The organism is Mesorhizobium sp. 01N446 (genome assembly GCF_056399285.1).
The window spans coordinates 483,955-501,912 of record NZ_JBFTRA010000001.1 but is presented as its reverse complement, the minus strand read 5'-3'; the positions used below and the strand labels follow the sequence as shown (position 1 = coordinate 501,912).

The 17,958-nt window shown below is 64.2% G+C and carries 14 protein-coding genes; 8 read left to right on the top strand and 6 right to left on the bottom strand.

Going from position 1 to position 17,958, the window contains the following annotated elements:
- The first annotated feature begins 3 nt into the window (after window positions 1-3).
- From xdhA to AC1DPX_RS02235, 4 genes are all read left to right on the top strand, one after another.
- Window positions 4-1,485, top strand: coding sequence for a xanthine dehydrogenase small subunit (gene xdhA, locus AC1DPX_RS02250; RefSeq protein ID WP_477234297.1), 1,482 nt, complete (start codon window positions 4-6; stop codon window positions 1,483-1,485).
- Window positions 1,485-3,830: a xanthine dehydrogenase molybdopterin binding subunit gene (xdhB, locus tag AC1DPX_RS02245; protein ID WP_477234295.1), complete on the top strand. Its 2,346-nt coding sequence runs from the start codon at window positions 1,485-1,487 to the stop codon at window positions 3,828-3,830. The genes xdhA and xdhB overlap by 1 nt, the downstream gene beginning before the upstream one ends.
- 62 nt (window positions 3,831-3,892) lie before the next feature.
- On the top strand, window positions 3,893-4,897 hold the full coding sequence (xdhC, locus tag AC1DPX_RS02240) for a xanthine dehydrogenase accessory protein XdhC (protein ID WP_477235723.1): 1,005 nt from the start codon (window positions 3,893-3,895) through the stop codon (window positions 4,895-4,897).
- Between the two features lie 84 nt (window positions 4,898-4,981).
- The gene (locus tag AC1DPX_RS02235; protein ID WP_202356630.1) at window positions 4,982-5,818 is read left to right on the top strand and encodes a PhzF family phenazine biosynthesis protein; all 837 of its coding nucleotides are present in this window, start codon (window positions 4,982-4,984) and stop codon (window positions 5,816-5,818) included.
- An 11-nt stretch (window positions 5,819-5,829) separates the two neighbouring features.
- On the opposite strand, the gene AC1DPX_RS02230 is transcribed toward AC1DPX_RS02235, so the two are convergent.
- Genes AC1DPX_RS02230 through AC1DPX_RS02220 form a run of 3 tightly spaced genes read right to left on the bottom strand, consistent with a single transcriptional unit; the run spans window position 5,830 to window position 9,022 of the window.
- On the bottom strand, window positions 5,830-7,080 hold the full coding sequence (locus AC1DPX_RS02230) for an LLM class flavin-dependent oxidoreductase (protein WP_477234293.1): 1,251 nt from the start codon (window positions 7,078-7,080) through the stop codon (window positions 5,830-5,832).
- Complete coding sequence (locus AC1DPX_RS02225; RefSeq protein WP_477234291.1) at window positions 7,077-8,042, bottom strand: LLM class flavin-dependent oxidoreductase; 966 nt, start codon at window positions 8,040-8,042, stop codon at window positions 7,077-7,079. Before AC1DPX_RS02225 ends, AC1DPX_RS02230 begins: the two co-directional genes overlap by 4 nt.
- 59 nt (window positions 8,043-8,101) lie before the next feature.
- Window positions 8,102-9,022 carry a LysR family transcriptional regulator gene (locus AC1DPX_RS02220; protein ID WP_183464908.1) on the bottom strand — a complete coding sequence of 307 codons (921 nt, stop codon included), beginning with the start codon at window positions 9,020-9,022 and terminating at the stop codon, window positions 8,102-8,104.
- A gap of 132 nt (window positions 9,023-9,154) precedes the next feature.
- On the opposite strand from AC1DPX_RS02220, the gene AC1DPX_RS02215 reads away from it, so the two are divergent.
- The 4 genes from AC1DPX_RS02215 (at window position 9,155) to AC1DPX_RS02200 (ending at window position 13,530) form a co-directional block, all read left to right on the top strand.
- Window positions 9,155-10,372 carry a urate hydroxylase PuuD gene (locus AC1DPX_RS02215; protein ID WP_477234289.1) on the top strand — a complete coding sequence of 406 codons (1,218 nt, stop codon included), beginning with the start codon at window positions 9,155-9,157 and terminating at the stop codon, window positions 10,370-10,372.
- Between the two features lie 2 nt (window positions 10,373-10,374).
- Entirely contained in the window at window positions 10,375-11,688 is a 1,314-nt protein-coding gene (guaD, locus tag AC1DPX_RS02210) for a guanine deaminase (RefSeq protein ID WP_477234288.1), read from the top strand.
- A 76-nt stretch (window positions 11,689-11,764) separates the two neighbouring features.
- Window positions 11,765-12,268 carry a heme-degrading domain-containing protein gene (locus AC1DPX_RS02205; protein ID WP_477234286.1) on the top strand — a complete coding sequence of 168 codons (504 nt, stop codon included), beginning with the start codon at window positions 11,765-11,767 and terminating at the stop codon, window positions 12,266-12,268.
- Window positions 12,265-13,530 carry a glycerate kinase type-2 family protein gene (locus tag AC1DPX_RS02200; RefSeq protein ID WP_477234284.1) on the top strand — a complete coding sequence of 422 codons (1,266 nt, stop codon included), beginning with the start codon at window positions 12,265-12,267 and terminating at the stop codon, window positions 13,528-13,530. Before AC1DPX_RS02205 ends, AC1DPX_RS02200 begins: the two co-directional genes overlap by 4 nt.
- 227 nt (window positions 13,531-13,757) lie before the next feature.
- On the opposite strand, the gene AC1DPX_RS02195 is transcribed toward AC1DPX_RS02200, so the two are convergent.
- The 3 genes from AC1DPX_RS02195 to AC1DPX_RS02185 form a co-directional block, all read right to left on the bottom strand.
- Entirely contained in the window at window positions 13,758-15,227 is a 1,470-nt protein-coding gene (locus tag AC1DPX_RS02195) for a UdgX family uracil-DNA binding protein (protein WP_477234282.1), read from the bottom strand.
- A 2-nt stretch (window positions 15,228-15,229) separates the two neighbouring features.
- Window positions 15,230-16,465, bottom strand: coding sequence for a putative DNA modification/repair radical SAM protein (locus AC1DPX_RS02190; protein ID WP_202356622.1), 1,236 nt, complete (start codon window positions 16,463-16,465; stop codon window positions 15,230-15,232).
- Window positions 16,466-16,549: 84 nt separating this feature from the next.
- Window positions 16,550-17,950, bottom strand: coding sequence for a glutamine synthetase family protein (locus tag AC1DPX_RS02185; RefSeq protein WP_477235721.1), 1,401 nt, complete (start codon window positions 17,948-17,950; stop codon window positions 16,550-16,552).
- Window positions 17,951-17,958: the final 8 nt, after the last annotated feature.

The window sequence follows — 17,958 nt, the reverse complement described above, 5'->3', positions numbered from 1 at the left end:
GGCATGGCCAAGGTCACTATCCGCAACGAAATCCGCTTCATCCTCAATGGCAGGGATGTCGTGCTCTCCTCCGTGGCGCCGGACGCGACCCTGCTCGACTGGCTGCGGCTCGACCGTTCGTTGCGCGGCACCAAGGAAGGCTGCGCCGAGGGCGATTGCGGCGCCTGCACCGTGCTGGTCGGCAGACTGTCTGCCGGCGGCCTTGTCTATGAAAGCGTCAATGCCTGCATCCGTTTTCTCGGCTCGCTCGACGGCACCCATGTTGTGACGGTGGAGCATCTGCGCGGTGCGCCCGGCCAATTGCATCCGGTGCAGCAGGCGATGGTCGATTTCCACGGCTCGCAATGCGGCTTCTGCACGCCGGGCTTCGTCATGTCGCTCTATGGCTTGTGGATGAAGTCGCCCGACCCATCGAACGCGGCCATCGAAAAGGCCTTGCAAGGCAATCTCTGCCGCTGCACCGGCTACGAAGCGATCATGCGCGCGGCGCACGCCATCTCCAGCTACGGCAAGGCGGCAAAGGATCCGCTGGCGGTGGAGCGCAAGGCGATCACCGCGAGGCTCGAAGCATTGCATGATGGCGCGCGGGTCGAGATCGGTTCGGGCAAGGCGCGGCTCATCGTGCCGGCCAATGTCGATGATTTCGCCGCCGTGCTCGACAAGGAACCCGGCGCCACCATCGTCGCCGGCTCGACCGATGTCGGCCTGTGGGTGACCAAGCATATGCGCGACATCTCGCCGGTGGTCTTCATCGGCAATCTCGAGGGGCTGTGCACCATCGTCGAAGACAAGGGCGTCATTTCGATCGGCGCCGGCGTCACCTACACCGAAGCCTTTTCGACGCTGTCGAAACGCATCCCGGCGCTCGGGCCGCTGTTCGACCGCATCGGCGGCGAACAGGTGCGCAACATGGGCACGATCGGCGGCAACATCGCCAACGGTTCGCCGATCGGCGACACACCGCCGCCCCTGATCGCGCTCGGCGCGCGCCTGACCCTGCGCAAGGGCAAGAAGCGGCGCACGATCCCTCTGGAGACCTTTTTCATCGCCTATGGCAAGCAGGACCGGCAGCCGGGCGAATTCGTCGAGGCCGTGCACGTGCACGTCCCGGCGAAGGGAGAAAAATTTGCCGTCTACAAAATCACAAAACGCCGCGACGAGGACATCACCGCTGCCCTCGGCGCCTTCTTCCTGACGCTGGCCAGGGACGGCACGGTCGCCGATGTCCGTATCGCCTATGGCGGCATGGCGGCGACGCCAAAGCGAGCCTCTTTTGTCGAACAGGCATTGCTCGGCAGGCCCTGGACCGAAGAGACGGTCGAGACGGCGATGGTGGAATACACTCGGGATTTCACCCCGCTCACGGACATGCGGGCGTCGGCCGAATATCGGGCGTTGGCGGCCAGGAACCTGTTGCTGCGCTTCTTTGTCGAAACCACCGGCACCAGGGCGCCCTTCCAGGTGTCCCGCAACGAGGCGGCATGATGAACAAGCACGCCACATCAAATCTCAAGGCCGAGAAGATCGTCGGCGGCGTCGCCACCGACCAGCGGCATGATTCCGCCCACAAGCATGTCAGCGGCACCGCCGTCTACATCGACGACATGCCGGAACCGGCAGGCACGCTGCATGGCTGCCTCGGGCTCTCGGCCGCCGCGCATGCCACCATCACCCGCCTGGACCTTTCGGCGGTGCGCGCTGCCGCTGGAGTCGTCGATGTGCTCACGGCAAAGGATGTGCCGGGCGAGAATGACATTTCGCCGACCGGTCGGCACGATGAGCCGGTGCTCGCCGACGGCAAGGTCGAGTTCTTCGGCCAGCCGATCTTCTGCGTTATCGCCGAAAGCCGCGAGCAGGCGCGCCGCGCCACCAGGCTGGCCAAAGTCGAGTACAAGGAATTGCCCTTCGTCACCGACATTGGCGAACTCGATCCGAGGAAGGACAAGCTCGTTACGCCGCCGCTTACCTTGAAGCGCGGCGATGCCGCCGCTGCGATCAAGGCGGCGCCGCGCCGGCTGAAGGGCAAGATGCGCGTCGGCGGCCAGGAGCATTTCTATCTTGAAGGCCATATCGCCATGGCCGTTCCCGGCGAGGACGAGGACGTCACCATATACTCCTCGACCCAGCATCCGAGCGAAGTCCAGCACATGGTGAGCCATGCGCTCGGCGTACCCAGCAATGCCATCACGGTTGAGATCCGCCGCATGGGCGGTGGTTTCGGCGGCAAGGAAACGCAAGGCAACCAGTTTGCCGCGCTCGCGGCCATCGCTGCGAAGAAGCATCATCGCGCCGTCAAGATCCGGCCCGACCGCGATGACGACATGATCGCCACCGGCAAGCGTCACGATTTCCTCGTCGACTACGAAGTCGGCTTTGACGAGGAAGGCAATATTCTCGGTGTCGATTTCATGTTCGCCGCGCGTTGCGGCTTTTCGTCGGACCTGTCAGGCCCGGTCACCGATCGAGCGCTGTTTCATTGCGACAACACCTATTTCTGGCCGGCGGTGCACGCGCAGTCGGCGCCGTTCTACACCAACACCGTGTCGAACACCGCTTTCCGGGGCTTCGGCGGCCCGCAAGGCATGGTCGGCGCCGAACGGGTCATCGACGAGGTTGCGTTCGCGCTCGGCAGGGATCCGCTCGAGATCCGCAAGAAGAATTTCTACGGCACCAGCGACCGCAACATCACGCCCTACCATCAGACGGTCGAGGACAACATCATCCAGCGCATCGTCGCCGAGCTCGAGGAGAGCGCCGGCTATGCGCGGCGGCGGCGTGAAATATCGGCCTTCAACGCCAACAGCCGTTTCATCAAGCGCGGCCTGGCGCTGACGCCGGTCAAGTTCGGCATTTCCTTCACCGCCACGCACTACAACCAGGCCGGCGCGCTGGTGCATGTCTACACCGATGGTTCGGTGCATCTGAACCATGGCGGCACCGAGATGGGGCAGGGGCTATACCTCAAGGTCGCGCAGGTGGTGGCGGAAGAATTCCAGATCGACCTCGACCAGGTGAAGATCACCGCGACCACCACCGGCAAGGTGCCCAACACCTCGGCCACCGCGGCGTCGTCCGGTTCCGACCTCAATGGCATGGCGGCACAGAATGGCGCTCGCCAGATCAAGGACCGGCTGACCGATTTTGCCGCAGAAAAATACCAGGTGCCGCGCGATCAGGTGCTGTTCCTGCCCAACCGGGTGCGCATCGGCAACCAGGAGATCGCCTTCGCCGATCTCGTCAAGCAGGCCTATATGGCGCGCATCCAGCTCTCGGCCGCGGGCTTCTACAAGACGCCGAAAATCCACTGGAACCGCGACAAGGGACAGGGCCGCCCCTTCTACTATTTCGCCTACGGCGCCTCCTGCTCGGAAGTCTCTGTCGACACGCTGACCGGCGAATATGTGGTCGAGCGCACCGATATCCTGCACGAGACCGGCCGTTCGCTGAACCGCGCCATCGACCTCGGCCAGATCGAGGGCGGCTTCATCCAGGGCATGGGCTGGCTGACGACCGAGGAATTGTGGTGGGACGACAAGGGCCGGCTGCGCACCCACGCGCCGTCGACCTACAAGATCCCGCTCGCCTCCGACCGGCCGAAGATCTTCAACGTCACTTTGGCCGACTGGCCGGAAGCCGGTGAGCCGACGATCCACCGCTCCAAGGCGGTCGGCGAGCCGCCCTTCCCGCTCGGCATGTCCGTGCTGCACGCGCTGTCGGATGCGGTGGCCAGCGTCGCCGATCACAGGATCTGTCCGCGCCTTGACGCGCCGGCGACGCCGGAGCGTGTGCTGATGACGATCGAACGGCTGAAAGGCGAGGCGAAGGCCTGAATCCGGCAAAACGTGCAATTCAGGCCGAAAAACCCTATGTTTCCCGCACGGGAATGCAAATGATGACTTCGAAAGTGCAAAGCCTGAAAGACTTCCTGGCTGGCCCGGGCCGCCTCGCTTTGGTCGAAGTGGCCGGCACCAAGGGTTCGACCCCGCGCGAGAAGGGCGCCTTCATGCTGGTCTCGCGGGAGGCGATTGTTGGCACGATCGGCGGCGGCCAGCTCGAATATATGGCGATCGACAAGGCGCGGCAGATGCTTTTCTCCCCCCTTGAGGGGGAGATGGCCGCGAAGCGGTCAGAGGGGGTCCTCTCAGAAGGCACCGCAGGGGCGTCGAGCACTCCGTCGACGACCCCACCCGACGGCTTCGCCGCCACCCTCCCCTCAAGGGGGAGGGGAACCCGCATCGAGGTCGATGAAGTCTGCGCCACGCTCGACGTGCCGCTCGGGCCGGAGATCGGCCAATGCTGCGGCGGGCGCGTCGAGGTCCTGATCCGGCTTGTCGACGGCGCGCTCGCTGCTGAGCTGGTTTCGGCTGCCGAAGCCGAAGAAGCCCACCTGCCGCACGTCTATATCTTCGGCGGCGGCCATGTCGGTCAGGCACTGGCGTCGGCGATCGCGCTTCTGCCGGTGCGCGGTGTCGTCATCGAGACGCGGGCCGAGGCGCTGGAAGGCATGCCGGAGAGCGTCGAGACGCGGCTGACGCCGATGCCCGAGGCCGAAGTGCGCACCGCTCCGCCCGGCACGGCCTTCGCCATCCTCACCCACGACCACGCGCTGGATTTCCTGATTGTCGCCGAGGCTCTGAAACGCGACGACGCGGCCTATGTCGGCATGATCGGCTCGAAGACCAAGAAAGCGACGTTCAGGAACTGGTTCCTGAAATCGGCCGAAGGCATGGACGCGGAATTTGCCCGCCTCGTCTCGCCGATCGGCGGCGATGCCGTCAAGGACAAGCGCCCGCCTGTCATCGCAGCCCTTGCCGCCGCCGAGATCATGACGGCGCTGGTGGTTCGCAACGCGGCGTCCGACCATCAGGTCCAGCAGGGCAAGGTCATGGTCGGTTAGCCACCGTCGGCCGGTCTGTTTTTTGATCGCAGGAAAGATRCATTTGCGATATCCACCCGGCCTAGCGGCATGAGGTGAGGCTACATGGACGTTCTGAAAATCGCGGCTTTCTCGGACGGCAACACCGGTGGCAATCCCGCTGGCGTTCTGATCAGCGATGTCTTGCCCGACGCGGCCGAGATGCAGCGTCTGGCGGCGGAGGTGGGGTTCTCGGAGACGGCCTTTGCCGCGCCGGATGGAGAGAGCTGGCGGGTCCGCTATTTCTCGCCGGAAACCGAGGTTCCCTTCTGCGGTCACGCCACCATCGCCTTGGGAGCGGCCTTGGTCCGACAGTTCGGCGATGGGATTTTTCCGCTGAAACTCAACCAGGCGAGCATCACCGTCGAAGGGTTCCGTGATGGAGCCAACGTTGCCGCCGCGTTGCAGTCGCCGCCGACACGCAGCAAGCCGGCGCCGCCGGCGCTGATTTCCGAGGCGCTGGCGCTGTTCGGCTATGCCGCGGCCGATCTCGATCCTGCCATTCCGCCGGCGCTGATCCACGGTGGCGCGGACCATCTGGTCTTGGCCCTGAAGTCGCGCGAAGCCCTGGCGGCCATGCGTTACGATCTGAAAGCCGGGCAGGCCCTGATGCGGCGCGAAGGGCTGGTGACGATCCTGCTCGCTTATGCCGAAACGCCACGGCTGTTCCACACACGCAACCCCTTTGCCTCGGGCGGTGTCTATGAGGATCCGGCGACGGGCGCCTCGACGGCCGCCTTTGGCGGCTATCTCAGAGACATCGGATGGCCGCATGGCGGCGCGATCAATGTCGTGCAGGGCGAGGACATGGGCATGCGCTCGCGCCTGCGCGCCGATATTGCGCCCGAGATGGGCAGCTCGATCAGGGTTTCGGGCACGGCCCGGATGATGGACGAAGCATAGGAACCGCCGGCTCAAGCCGGCCGCTTCAGGCCCAGATGATCGCGCAGCGTGCGGCCCTCGTATTCCCGGCGAAACAGGCCGCGCCGCTGCAGTTCCGGCACCACCAGCGTGGCAAAGGCATCGAGTTCGCCCGGGAAATAGGACGGCATGACGTTGAAGCCGTCGGCTGCCCCGCCTTCGAACCGTGCCTGCAATTCGTCGGCCACCTGGGCCGCCGTGCCGACAATGCGCCAATGGCCGCGCGCGCCGGCGAAATGGCGGGCAAGCTGGCGGATGGAAAGGCCGTCGCGGCGCGATTGCTCGATGACCAGCGCCTGCCGGCTTTTCATGCCCTCGCTCTCCGGCAGTTCGGGCAGTGGCCCGTCGATCGGGTAGCGTCCGAGATCGGAGATGCTGAGATAGCTGGAGAGCAGCGCCACGCCGACATCGTCGGGGATCAGCGCCTGCAATTCCTCATGCTTCTCGCGGGCTTCAGCCTCGGTTTCCGCCACCACGGGCGAGATGCCGGGCATGATCTTGATGTCGTCAGGCTCCCGTCCATAGGCCGCCATGCGCCCCTTGAGGTCGTCGTAGAAGGCCTTGGCCTCTTCAAAGGTCTGCGCCGCCGTGAACACCACGTCGGCGGTGCGGGCAGCGAGGTCACGGCCGACATCCGAGGCGCCCGCCTGGACCATGACCGGCGCGCCCTGCGGCGAACGCGGCACATCGAGCGGGTCGCGCACCGAAAAGCTCTGGCCGTCATGGCCGGAAGCCTTGCCGAGCCAAAGGCCGGTGACCACTTCGGCGAATTCGCGCGCCCGCTCGTAACGGTCGGCATGAGGCTTGAGGCCCGTCGCGCCGAAATTGGCGGCTTCGATCGGGCTGGCCGAGGTCACCAGGTTCCAGCCGGCCCGGCCGCCGCTCAAATGGTCGAGCGACAGGAAAGTCCGCGCCAGCCCATAGGGCTCGTTGTAGCTCGTCGATGCGGTGGAAACGAGGCCGATGCGGCTGGTCTGCACGGCGAGGGCAGAAAGCAGGCTGATCGGCTCAAAGCCGATCGAGCGCGACGTCTGGCTGGCGATGCCGACATTGGCTTCGCGCAGGCCCGCGGCGTCCTCGCAGAAAATCATGTCGAACCTGGCCGCTTCCGCCGTACGCGCCAGCTGGATGTAGTGGTCGATGTCGATACCGGCCGTCACATGCGCCTTGGGGTGGCGCCAGGCGGCGATGTGATGACCGGTCGCCCATAGAAACAGGCCGAGCTTCATCTGGCGCGCGCTCATTTTGCGCCTCCCGTGCCAAGCCCAAGATGTGCGCGCAGCGTTGCGCCTTGTTGACCCTGGCCGGCGATGCCATGGCGCCGGAGCTCTGGCAAAACGCGGTCGGTAAAACTCTGAAGTCCTGGAATATCGGCTGGCAAAACAAAATTGAAGCCGTCACAGCCGCTCGATTCCAGCAAGGCTTGGAGGCTGCCGACGTCCGGTTCGGATGACAGGGCCATCGTTGCCAGTACCTTCACGGTCTCCGGTTGGCGGCCGATAGCGGCGGCTCGGCGCTTCAGGTCGCCAACGGCAACTTTCAAGGCCTCAGACGGCTGTCCTTCGATGAGGACGACGTCGGCGCCGCCGCTTGCGAGATCAATATCAGCCTCGGCCGGGTCGGACATGATTAGCACCGGCCTGTCCTGCGGCGACCGTGCGACGTTGAGCGGCCCGCGTACCGAGAAGAATTCGCCGATGTGGTTCAGCGGGTGCATCTTGTCCGGATCGTGGAAGCGGCCCCCTGCCTTGTCGAACAGCAGCGCATCGCGACCCCAGCCAATCCACAACGCCCGTACGATGTTGATGAACTCCTTGGCGCGGCGGCGGAAATCATCGTCGCAAAAACCCTCGGGCCGGCTGAAGTTTCCGGCTTCGCGCGGGTTCTGCCGCAGCGTCGCATTCCAGCCGATGCGGCCATGGCTGATGATATCAAGCGAAGCAAACCGGCGCGCCAGGTTGTAGGGCTGATGCGCGAGCGTGGAGGCGCTGGCGACCAATCCGATCCTGTCGGTCACGGTCGCGAGAGCGGCCAGCAGCGTGGTCGCTTCGAATGGGCTGCTTGATGGCTTATCGGCGGAGTCGGAAATGATGACCATGTCCACGCCCGCCGCTTCCGCCTTGCGCACGAAGCTGCTGACCTGGCCGAAATCCAGAACGGTCTGTTCGTTGGCGGCAGCGATGTTGAGCGAAATGGCGAGATGCATTGCGCCAACCTAGGTTCGCCGGCGCGCAAGGCAAGTCCGTTGAATGGACCAGCGAGCCCTCACTTGCCGGCCAGGATATCCTTGATCAGCCGTTGGCAGCGCTCGGCCATGAAATCGAGCAGCAGCCGCACCTTGGGGTCCTGCAGCTTCTTGTGCGGATAGACGGCGGCGAACTGCACCGGCGTCGGCGGCGTGTTGGCCAGGATTACCTGCAGGCGCCGGTCGCGGATGAACGGTTCGACCTCGAAGCGCGGCTTGTTGATGATGCCGCGCCCGGACAGCGCCCAGCCGGTCAGCACGTCGCCATCGTCGGTGTCGTAGGGTCCGTGCACTTCGAATTTCTGCGGCCCGGTCGGCGTTTGCAGCGTCCAGACATATTCGCGCGCGCCGGAATAGCGCAGCATCAGGCAGTCGTGTTTCTTGCCGATCAGTTCCTGCGGCTCGGCGGGCTCACCACGCGCTTCCAGATATTTCGGCGCCGCCACCAGCACACGCTCGCATTCCATGATGCCGCGCATCCTGAGGCTGGAATCCTCGATGATGCCGAGCCGGAAGGCGACGTCGATGCCTTCCTTCATGATGTCGACATTGTGGTCCGAGAGCCTGAGCCGCACCTCGATGTCAGGATATTTGTCGTGGAAGTCGGGAATGCCCGAGGCCACCAGCCGCCGGCCAAGGCCCAGCGGTGCGGTCACGCGAATGGTGCCGCGCGGCTGGCCGGACAGCGCCGAGACGGCGGCTTCCGCTTCGGTGATGGCCTCCAGCACCTGCTTGGCGCCTGCGTAAAACACCGTGCCATGCTCGGTCGGCATCAATTGCCGCGTCGTGCGGTTGAACAGCCGCACGCCCAGATGCTTCTCCAGTTCCTTGATGCGGTTGGAGGCGACGGCCGGCGAAATGCGCATGTCGCGGCCCGCCGCCGACAGATTGCCGAGTTCGACGACGCGGACGAAGACGGCGATGTTGTCGAGATAGGCCATGCAGAGCACCTTCGCCGGTTTGCAGCGATCAACCTAGTATTTTCCATTTTTTTTTGAAAGTCATCGTACACCTCGCCTCTTTCCGTTTGCGCGCCACACCGTAAAGTCAGCCAATCGGCAGGGACGACTTCAATGATGGATTTCGCGATTTTCTGGGACTGGGTGAGCTTTGCCGTTCGGTGGCTGCATGTCATCACCGGCATCGCCTGGATCGGCTCGTCCTTCTATTTCGTCGCGCTCGATCTCGGCCTGCGCCAGCGTCCGGGCATGCCCGTCGGCGCCTTCGGCGAGGAATGGCAGGTGCATGGCGGCGGCTTCTACCACATCCAGAAATATCTGGTGGCGCCGGCCGAGATGCCGGAACACCTGACCTGGTTCAAATGGGAATCCTACGCCACCTGGCTGTCCGGCTTCGCCATGCTGTGCGTGGTCTACTATGCCGGCGCCGACCTGTTCCTGATCGACCCCAACGTGCTGCCAATGTCGGTGCCGGTCGGCATACTTTTGTCCATGGCCACGATCGGCGTCGGCTGGGTGGTCTATGATCTGCTCTGCCGCTCGCCGCTCGGCAAAAGCGACACCGGCCTGATGCTGGTGCTCTACGGCGTGCTGGTGTTCATCGCCTGGGGGCTGACGCATTTGTTCACCGGCCGCGCCGCCTTCCTGCATCTGGGCGCCATCACCGCCACGATCATGTCGGCCAACGTCTTCATGGTCATCATCCCCAACCAGAAGATCGTCGTCGCCGACCTGATCGCCGGCCGCAAGCCCGACCCGAAATACGGCAAGATCGCGAAGCAGCGCTCGCTTCACAACAACTATCTGACGCTGCCCGTTCTGTTCCTGATGCTGTCGAACCACTATCCGCTGGCGTTCGGCACGCAGTTCAACTGGGTCATCGCCTCGCTGGTGTTCATCATCGGCGTCTTGATCCGGCATTATTTCAACACCGTGCACAAACGTGCCGGCAACCCGCACTGGACCTGGCTCGGCGCCCTTGTCCTGTTCATCATCATCATCTGGCTGTCGACCGCGCCGAAGGTGCTGACCGGCGAGCCCAAGGCCTCCGCCTCGGCCGAGGTCTACATTGCCTCGGCGCATTTCCCGGCGGTGCGCGACACCGTGCTTGGCCGCTGCTCGATGTGCCATGCGCAGGAACCGGTCTATGAAGGCATCTATCACGCGCCGAAGGGCGTGGTGCTCGACACCGACGCTGATATCGCCAACCATGCCCGCGAGATCTATCTGCAGGCCGGCCGCAGCCACGCCATGCCGCCCGCCAATGTCAGCCAGATCACCGACAAGGAACGGGCGCTGCTGGTGGCCTGGTTCGAAGGTGCGGGGAAATAAGCATGAGTTCGACACTTCTGCGCGGCCGCACGCTGTCCTTCGTGCGCTGGCCCGAAACCATCGACGACCATTCGGCCTGGCGCTACGAGGAGGATGGCGGCCTGCTGATCCGCGACGGCAGGATCGTCGCAGCCGGTGCCTACGCCGATGTCGAGAAACAAGCCGGCGAAGGGGTGAAAAAGATCGATCACCGGCCGCACCTTCTGCTGCCGGGCTTCATCGATACCCATGTGCATTTCCCGCAGATGCAGGTCATCGCCTCCTATGGCGCCGAACTGCTCGACTGGCTGAACACCTATACTTTCCCGGAAGAGACGAAGTTCGCCAACGCCCAGCATGGCCGCCGCATCGCGCGGCTGTTCCTCGACGAGATGGTGCGGCACGGCACCACGACGGTCACCGCCTATTGCTCGGTGCACAAGGCTTCGGCGGAAGCCTTTTTCGCCGAGTCGCATGACCGCAACATGCTCAACATCGCCGGGAAGGTGATGATGGACCGCAATGCCCCCGAGGGCGTGCTCGACACGCCGCAATCCGGCTATGACGACACCAAGGCGCTGATCGAGGAGTGGCACGGCAAGGGGCGCCAGCACTATGCCATCACGCCGCGCTTCGCCATCACCTCCTCGCCGGAGCAGATGGAGATGGCCGGCGCGCTCTGCCGCGAGCATCCCGATCTGCACATGCAGACGCATCTGTCGGAAAACCACGCCGAGATCGCCTTCACGCAACAGCTCTACCCCTGGTCGCGCGACTACACCGACGTCTACGAACATTACGGGTTGCTGGGCAAAAACAGCCTGTTCGGCCACTGCATCCATCTGTCGGAACGCGAGGCGGACGCGCTGTCGGACAGTGGCTCGGTGGCGGTGTTCTGCCCGACCTCGAATCTTTTCCTCGGCTCCGGCCTGTTCGACTACCAGCGCTTCCGGCGCCGGGAAAAGCCGCTGCGCATAGCTGCCGCCACCGATGTCGGCGGCGGCACCAACTATTCCATGCTGCGCACCATGGACGAAGGCTACAAGGTGATCGCGCTGAACGGCGAGAAGCTCAATCCCTTCCAGTCCTTCTGGCAGATCACGCGCGGAAATGCCGAGGCGCTGTCGGTGGTGCAGAAGATCGGTACGCTGGATGAAGGCACCGACGCCGACATCGTCGTGCTCGATGCCAGAGCGACGCCGGCGATGCGGCTCAGGATGGAAACGGCGCAGACGCTGGCGCAGGAATTGTTCCTGCTGCAGACGCTGGGCGATGACCGCGCGGTGCGCGAGGTCTATGTCGCGGGGCGGGCGGCCAAGAGCGACATGGCGAATTGAGCGCCAGATGCGTTCATTGCTTGACCCGGCGGCAGCCATCGGTCAAAGCGTGCGGCGAAGTTGACAGGGGAACGACATGGCCGCTGCGGACGACATCGCTCTGATCCGGAAACAGGAAGAGACGCTGGTCTTTCCCGCCTTCGATGAGGCCGTCGCCTTCAAGATCGGCTCTGCCATCCGCGATCGCGCGCTCGCCGAAAACCTGCCCATCATCGTCGACATCAGGCTGTGGGACCGCCCTCTGTTCTATGCGGCCATGCCGGGGTCGAATGCTTCCAATCCCGATTGGGCGCGGCGCAAGATCAATGTCGTCAGGCGATTTCTCAGAAGCACCTATCGCATGGTCCTGGAGCAGCAGCGCCCCGACCGCGCCTTCAAGATCGGCGAGGGCCTCGACATCTCGGACTATGTGCTCGCCGGCGGCGGTTTTCCGGTGACGGTCAAGGGCGCCGGCGTCATCGGCGTGATCGCGGTTTCCGGGCTGCCGGAGCGCGAGGATCATGGTGTTGTCGTCGATGCGCTGTGCGATCACCTGGGGGTAGACAAGCGTGGGCTGGCGCTGGCTGCGGAACCCGAATGACCGTGCTCGACCCCAAGGCTTTCCTCACCTCGATCTTCAACGCCGCCGTCGCTGCCGCCGATCCGGAACGGACGATCAGGGATCATCTGCCGGCCAGGCCAAAGGGCCGCACCATCGTCATCGGTGCCGGCAAAGGCTCGGCGCAGATGGCGGCTGCCTTCGAGAAGGTCTGGGACGGGCCGATCGAAGGGCTGGTCGTCACCCGCTACGGCTATGGCGCAAAATGCGAGCGCATCGAGATCATCGAAGCGGCGCATCCGGTGCCGGACGCCGCCGGCCTCGAGGCCTCGCGCCGTCTTCTCGCCAAGGTCCAGGGTCTCACTGAGGACGATCTGGTCGTGGCGCTGATTTCCGGTGGCGGTTCGGCACTGTTGCCGTCGCCTGCCGCCGGGCTGACCCTGGCCGACGAGATCGCCGTCAACGAGGCGCTGCTTGCCTCCGGCGCGCCGATCGCGGCGATGAACACCATCCGCAAGCATGTCTCCACCATCAAAGGCGGCCGCCTGGCCGCCGCCGCCTGGCCGGCCAGGGTGGTGTCGCTGGTGATCTCCGACATTCCCGGCGACAACCCGGCCCTCGTCGCCTCTGGGCCGACGGTCCCTGACACCGGCAGCCGGGAAGACGCGCTGGCGTCGATATCCGCCTATGGCATGAAGCTGCCGGCCTCGGTGATGGCGCATATCAAGTCGCCGGCGGCCGATGCGCCGGATCCCGGCGATCGGCGCTTTTCGCGCAACGAGGTGCATCTGATCGCCTCGGCAGGCGTGTCGCTGGAAGCAGCGGCTGCCGAAGCCAAACGGCAAGGCATAGAAGCCGTCATCCTCTCCGATGCCATCGAGGGCGAAGCGCGTGAGGTCGGCGGCGTCCACGCGGCCATCGCGCGCGAAGTCGCGACGCGCAACCGGCCTTTTGCGAAGCCGGTGCTCATTCTCTCGGGCGGCGAAACGACAGTGACCTTGCGCGCAAAAGGCAAGGGCGGCCGCAATTCGGAATTCCTGCTCGCCTTCGCCATCGGCATCCACGGCGTGCAAGGCATTCACGCGATGGCCGCCGACACCGACGGCATCGACGGCTCGGAAGACAATGCCGGGGCTTTCGCCGACGGCTCGACCGTGTCGCGCATGCGCGCGGCCGGCGTCGACGCCAAGGCGATGCTGGCCGGCAACAATGCCTGGACGGCGTTCAACGCGGTCGGCGATCTCTTCGTGCCGGGGCCGACCGGCACGAATGTCAATGATTTGAGGGCGATACTGGTCCGGTAGCGCGCGTCGCAGTTACTCTGCACAAACGTTGGCGCTGCCCCTCATCCGCCTGCCGGCACCTTCTCCCCGTATAGGGACGGGGAGAAGGGAGCTAGGTCCGCCTTCGCGCCCTTCATGAGAAACGTTGGAGATTGGCGAAAGCGCGAAGACAGCGTCTTTCTCCCCGTCACTATACGGGGAGAAATGCCCGGCAGGGCAATGAGGGGCGGCGCCGACCGACAACCAGATCACGCGGCCATCAACCGCCTCACCTCTCTCATATCGGTCAAAAACCGCTCGCGCTCCGCTTCCTTCTCCGCTGGCTCCTGAATGCGCAGGATAAAGGAGGGATGGATGGTGATGAAGACCCTCAGCCCATCCTCGCGCTCGATCACCTGGCCGCGCATTTTCGTCACCGGAATAGCTTTACCCAGCAATGACAAGGCAGCCGTTGCGCCGAGCGCCACGGCAAGCTCCGGCTTGATCAGCGCGAATTCCCTGTCGATCCACCAGCGGCAGGCCTGTACTTCGCCGGCATTCGGTTTGGAATGGATGCGGCGCTTGCCGCGCGGCGCGAATTTGAAGTGCTTGACCGCGTTGGTGACGTAGACCTTTTGCCGGTCCACGCCAGCGTCATCGAGGATGGCGTCGAACACCTTGCCGGCGGGGCCGACGAAAGGTTTGCCGGCGAGATCCTCCTGGTCGCCGGGCTGTTCGCCGACGAAGATGACCTTCGCATTGTCAGGCCCTTCGCCGAACACGGTCTGCGTCGCATCGCGCCAAGGCGGACAGCGGCGGCAGCCTTTCGCGGCCTCGCGCAACTCTGAAATGCTGCCGGCGTCGTCATCATTCGGCGATTGTGTCGGTTCACGCCTGGGCCAATGCTTTGCCTGCACCTTGGCGTGATGCGGTGCGGGCGTTGTCGGCATTCTGGCGATCATTTCCTTGGCGGCCTTGTCCGCTCCTGCGATCAGATCTGGAATGAGCGAGGCCTCGGGAAGGTTCCGCCAATATTTCTTCGGCATTTCCTTCTGCATGGCCTTCACCTTCAGCCGCGCCGGATTGAAGATGTTCTCGAAATAGGTGCGCCACAGCGCCTCGGTATCGTCCTGATCAGGCGCATCGCCCTTGGCCGCGCCCGGCCCGATCGCCAGCCTTTCGCCGTCCCAGTCGGCGGAGGCATAGGGCGTCAGGATCGTCCAGCGCATGCCGGTGAAGCGCCTGACGAAGAAATCCGCATTGCGCTCGACGATGAAATGATCGGGCTCGAACCAGGCGACATAACGCTCCTCGTCTCCTTCGCCGATCTTCCGGAAGCGGACGAAGGCATGCATCTTGTGGCTGTCGCGCCGCACCGCCTTTTCCATCGCCTCGAGCCGCCTGGTGTCGGGATCGGATGCGATCGCCAGCAGCTTGGGCTCACTACGCAGCCGCCACAGCAGCCGGTAGAGAAAGGCGAACCGGGAGGGGTCAGAATGGGAGAAGGCGGTCTCGGCACGCGCGATGAAATCGCGCGGTACCGCCAGTTGCGCCCCTGCAGGCACGGCTGGCAAATCGCCAGGCGGCTGGCCGGAGCCGGCCGCGACATGCCAGCTGATGTCTTCGGGCTTGATCTCGTTCAACGCCAGCCGCCGTGCCGCGTCGCGCCAGCCCGAAAAGTCGGTTTCGCTTTCAAGCCTGACACTGTATCGGACAAGATTGAGCTCGGCCGGCCGCATGGTCAAAACAGCGAAAGTTGTTCGCAGGAGCGCACGATCTTGTCGCGCAAGCCCGGCTTGTCGGTGAGCGTTCCCGGCGACCAGCCTTCGGCGATGATGAACGGCCTGAGCTTGGCGATCGACTGGCAAATCCGCCCGACATCTTCAAGCCGCAGCCTTCGGTGCCGGCGGGTCTCCAGGATTTTCGCCACCACCTTGGTGCCGAGGCCGGGCACGCGCAGCAGGGCCTCGCGGTCTGCCCGGTTCACGTCGACCGGGAACTGCCCGCGATTGCGTAGCGCCCAGGCGAGTTTGGGGTCGATGGCAAGGTCGAGCATGCCGTCGCTGCTCCCGGCCAGGATTTCCGGCTGCGAGAACCCATAGAACCGCATCAGCCAGTCGGCCTGATAAAGCCGGTGTTCGCGCATCAGCGGCGGTTTCTGCAGCGGCAGGGACGACGAGGAGTCCGGTATCGGACTGAAGGCCGAGTAGTAAACGCGGCGCAGATGATAGCTGCCATAGAGCCGCGCGCTGGTGTGCAATATGCCGTCATCGGATGTCTTGTCGGCGCCGACGATCATCTGCGTCGACTGGCCGCCCGGGGCGAAGCGCTCGCGCTTCTTGGTCCTCAGCGTCGGCTCGGCCTTTTCCTCCATTTTCTGGCGCAGCCTGGCCATCGAAAGGCGGATGGTTTCGGGCTTCTTTTCCGGAGCCAGTTTCTTGACGCCTTCATCGGTCGGCAGTTCGACATTGATCGACAGCCTGTCGGCATAAAGGCCGGCTTTCTCGACCAGTTCGGCAGAGCTTTCCGGAATGGTCTTCAGATGGATATAGCCGGAGAACTTTTCCTCCAGCCGCAGCCGCCGCGCCACCTCGACCATCTCGCCCATGGTTTCATCCGGCGAGCGGATGACGCCCGAGGACAGGAACAGGCCCTCGATATAGTTGCGCCGGTAGAAATCCATGGTCAGCTTCACCACCTCATCGATGCTGAAACGGGCGCGCTTCACATTCGAGGACGAGCGGTTGATGCAATAGCTGCAATCGTAGATGCAGAAATTGGTGAGCAGGATTTTCAGCAGCGAAATGCAGCGGCCGTCCGGCGCGTAGGAATGGCAGATGCCCATGCCTTCGGTGGAACCGATGCCGCCGGATTTAAGCGAATCCTTCTTCGCCGAGCCGGATGAGGCGCAGGAAGCATCATATTTGGCGGCATCGGACAGGATTGCCAACTTTTCACGGACGATGAGAGCGCTCATTCGTTCATGATATGTTCTGAAACCCTGCCGCGCTACCTCATTTGACATAGGCGGCGAAAAAAGTGATCGCCGCCCATCCTGTCGTCACACCTCGTGCAGGTAGAGATGATAATCCAGTTCGCTGACGGTGCGCGCCACGCGCAGATATTCGGATTGTTTGATCGCCACGAAAGTGCGGTGCAGATCCTCGCCGAGCGCGCCTTTCAGGAAGCTGGAGGCCTTGGCCGCTTCGATTGCTGCGCGCCAATCGGCGGGCATCGTCGTGCGCGTGACGGCCGCTTCATAACCATTGCCGGTCGTCTCAGGACCGGGATCGAGCCCTTCGTCGAGGCCTTTGATGATGCCGGCGAGCACCGTTGCGGCGATCAGATAGGGATTGGCGTCGACGCCGGACGGCCGGTGCTCAATGCGCCGGTTCCTGGCGTCGCCCGCCGGCACGCGCAGCGCCACCGAACGGTTGTTGACGCCCCAGGTCGGCGCCACCGGCGCATAGGATTGCGAAACGAAACGCCGCCAGGAATTGGCGTGCGGCGCAAACACCAGCATCGATTCCGCCATCGTCTGGATCAGGCCGCCAAGCCCTTGCAACAGGGGCAGCGACCAGCTCTCGCCGCCGGCTTCGGCAAAGACGTTGCGGCCGGCCTTGTCCTGCAGCGAAACATGGAAGTGCATGCCCGAACCGGCATATTTCTCGATCGGCTTGGCCATGAAACATGCGGTCACGCCATGGCGGCGCGCCTGCGCCCGCACCAGACGCTTCAGCATGACAAGGTCGTCGGCCGCCCGCATCACATCCTTGCGGTAGTTCAGCGTCAGCTCGTACTGGCCCGGCGCATATTCCGATATCACCGTCTCGGCCGGAATGCCTTGCGCCTTGGCGGCGGCATAGATGTCGGAGAACAGCGGCTCCATGCCATGCAGATGGTCGACCGAATAGACTTCCGTCTTGCCCGAGGCACGGCCATCGAGCACGGCGCGCGCCGGCTGCACCTTGCCCTCGGCATCGCGCTCGTTGGCCAGCAGGAAGAATTCCAGTTCGAAGGCGCCGGCCGGGTAAAGCCCCTTGGCCGCCAATATGTCGACCTGCCGGGCCAGAGCCAAGCGTGGGTCCGACGACATGGGCTGGCCATCGAGATGGTACATCGCCATCAGCACCTGGCCGCGCGGCGGGTTGGTGCCGTAGAGCGGCACCAACGTGCCGGGGATCGGCCATGCCCTGAGGTCGCCGTCGCCGGTGGTCCAGATCAGCCCGGTCTCGTGCACGTCCTCGCCGGTGATGTCGAGGCCGAGAATGGAGATCGGCATATGCCGGCCGCCCTCGAAAATGCTTTTCAGCTCATGCCGGCGCACGATCTTGCCGCGGCCGACACCATTGGCGTCGGTCAGCACGATATCGAAGGCTTCGATCTCGGGATGGGCGTCGAGAAAAGCTTGCGCCTCGGTGGGCGAAGACCCCGACGGTGAGGTCACGATGGCATTGTCCATGGCCGCTT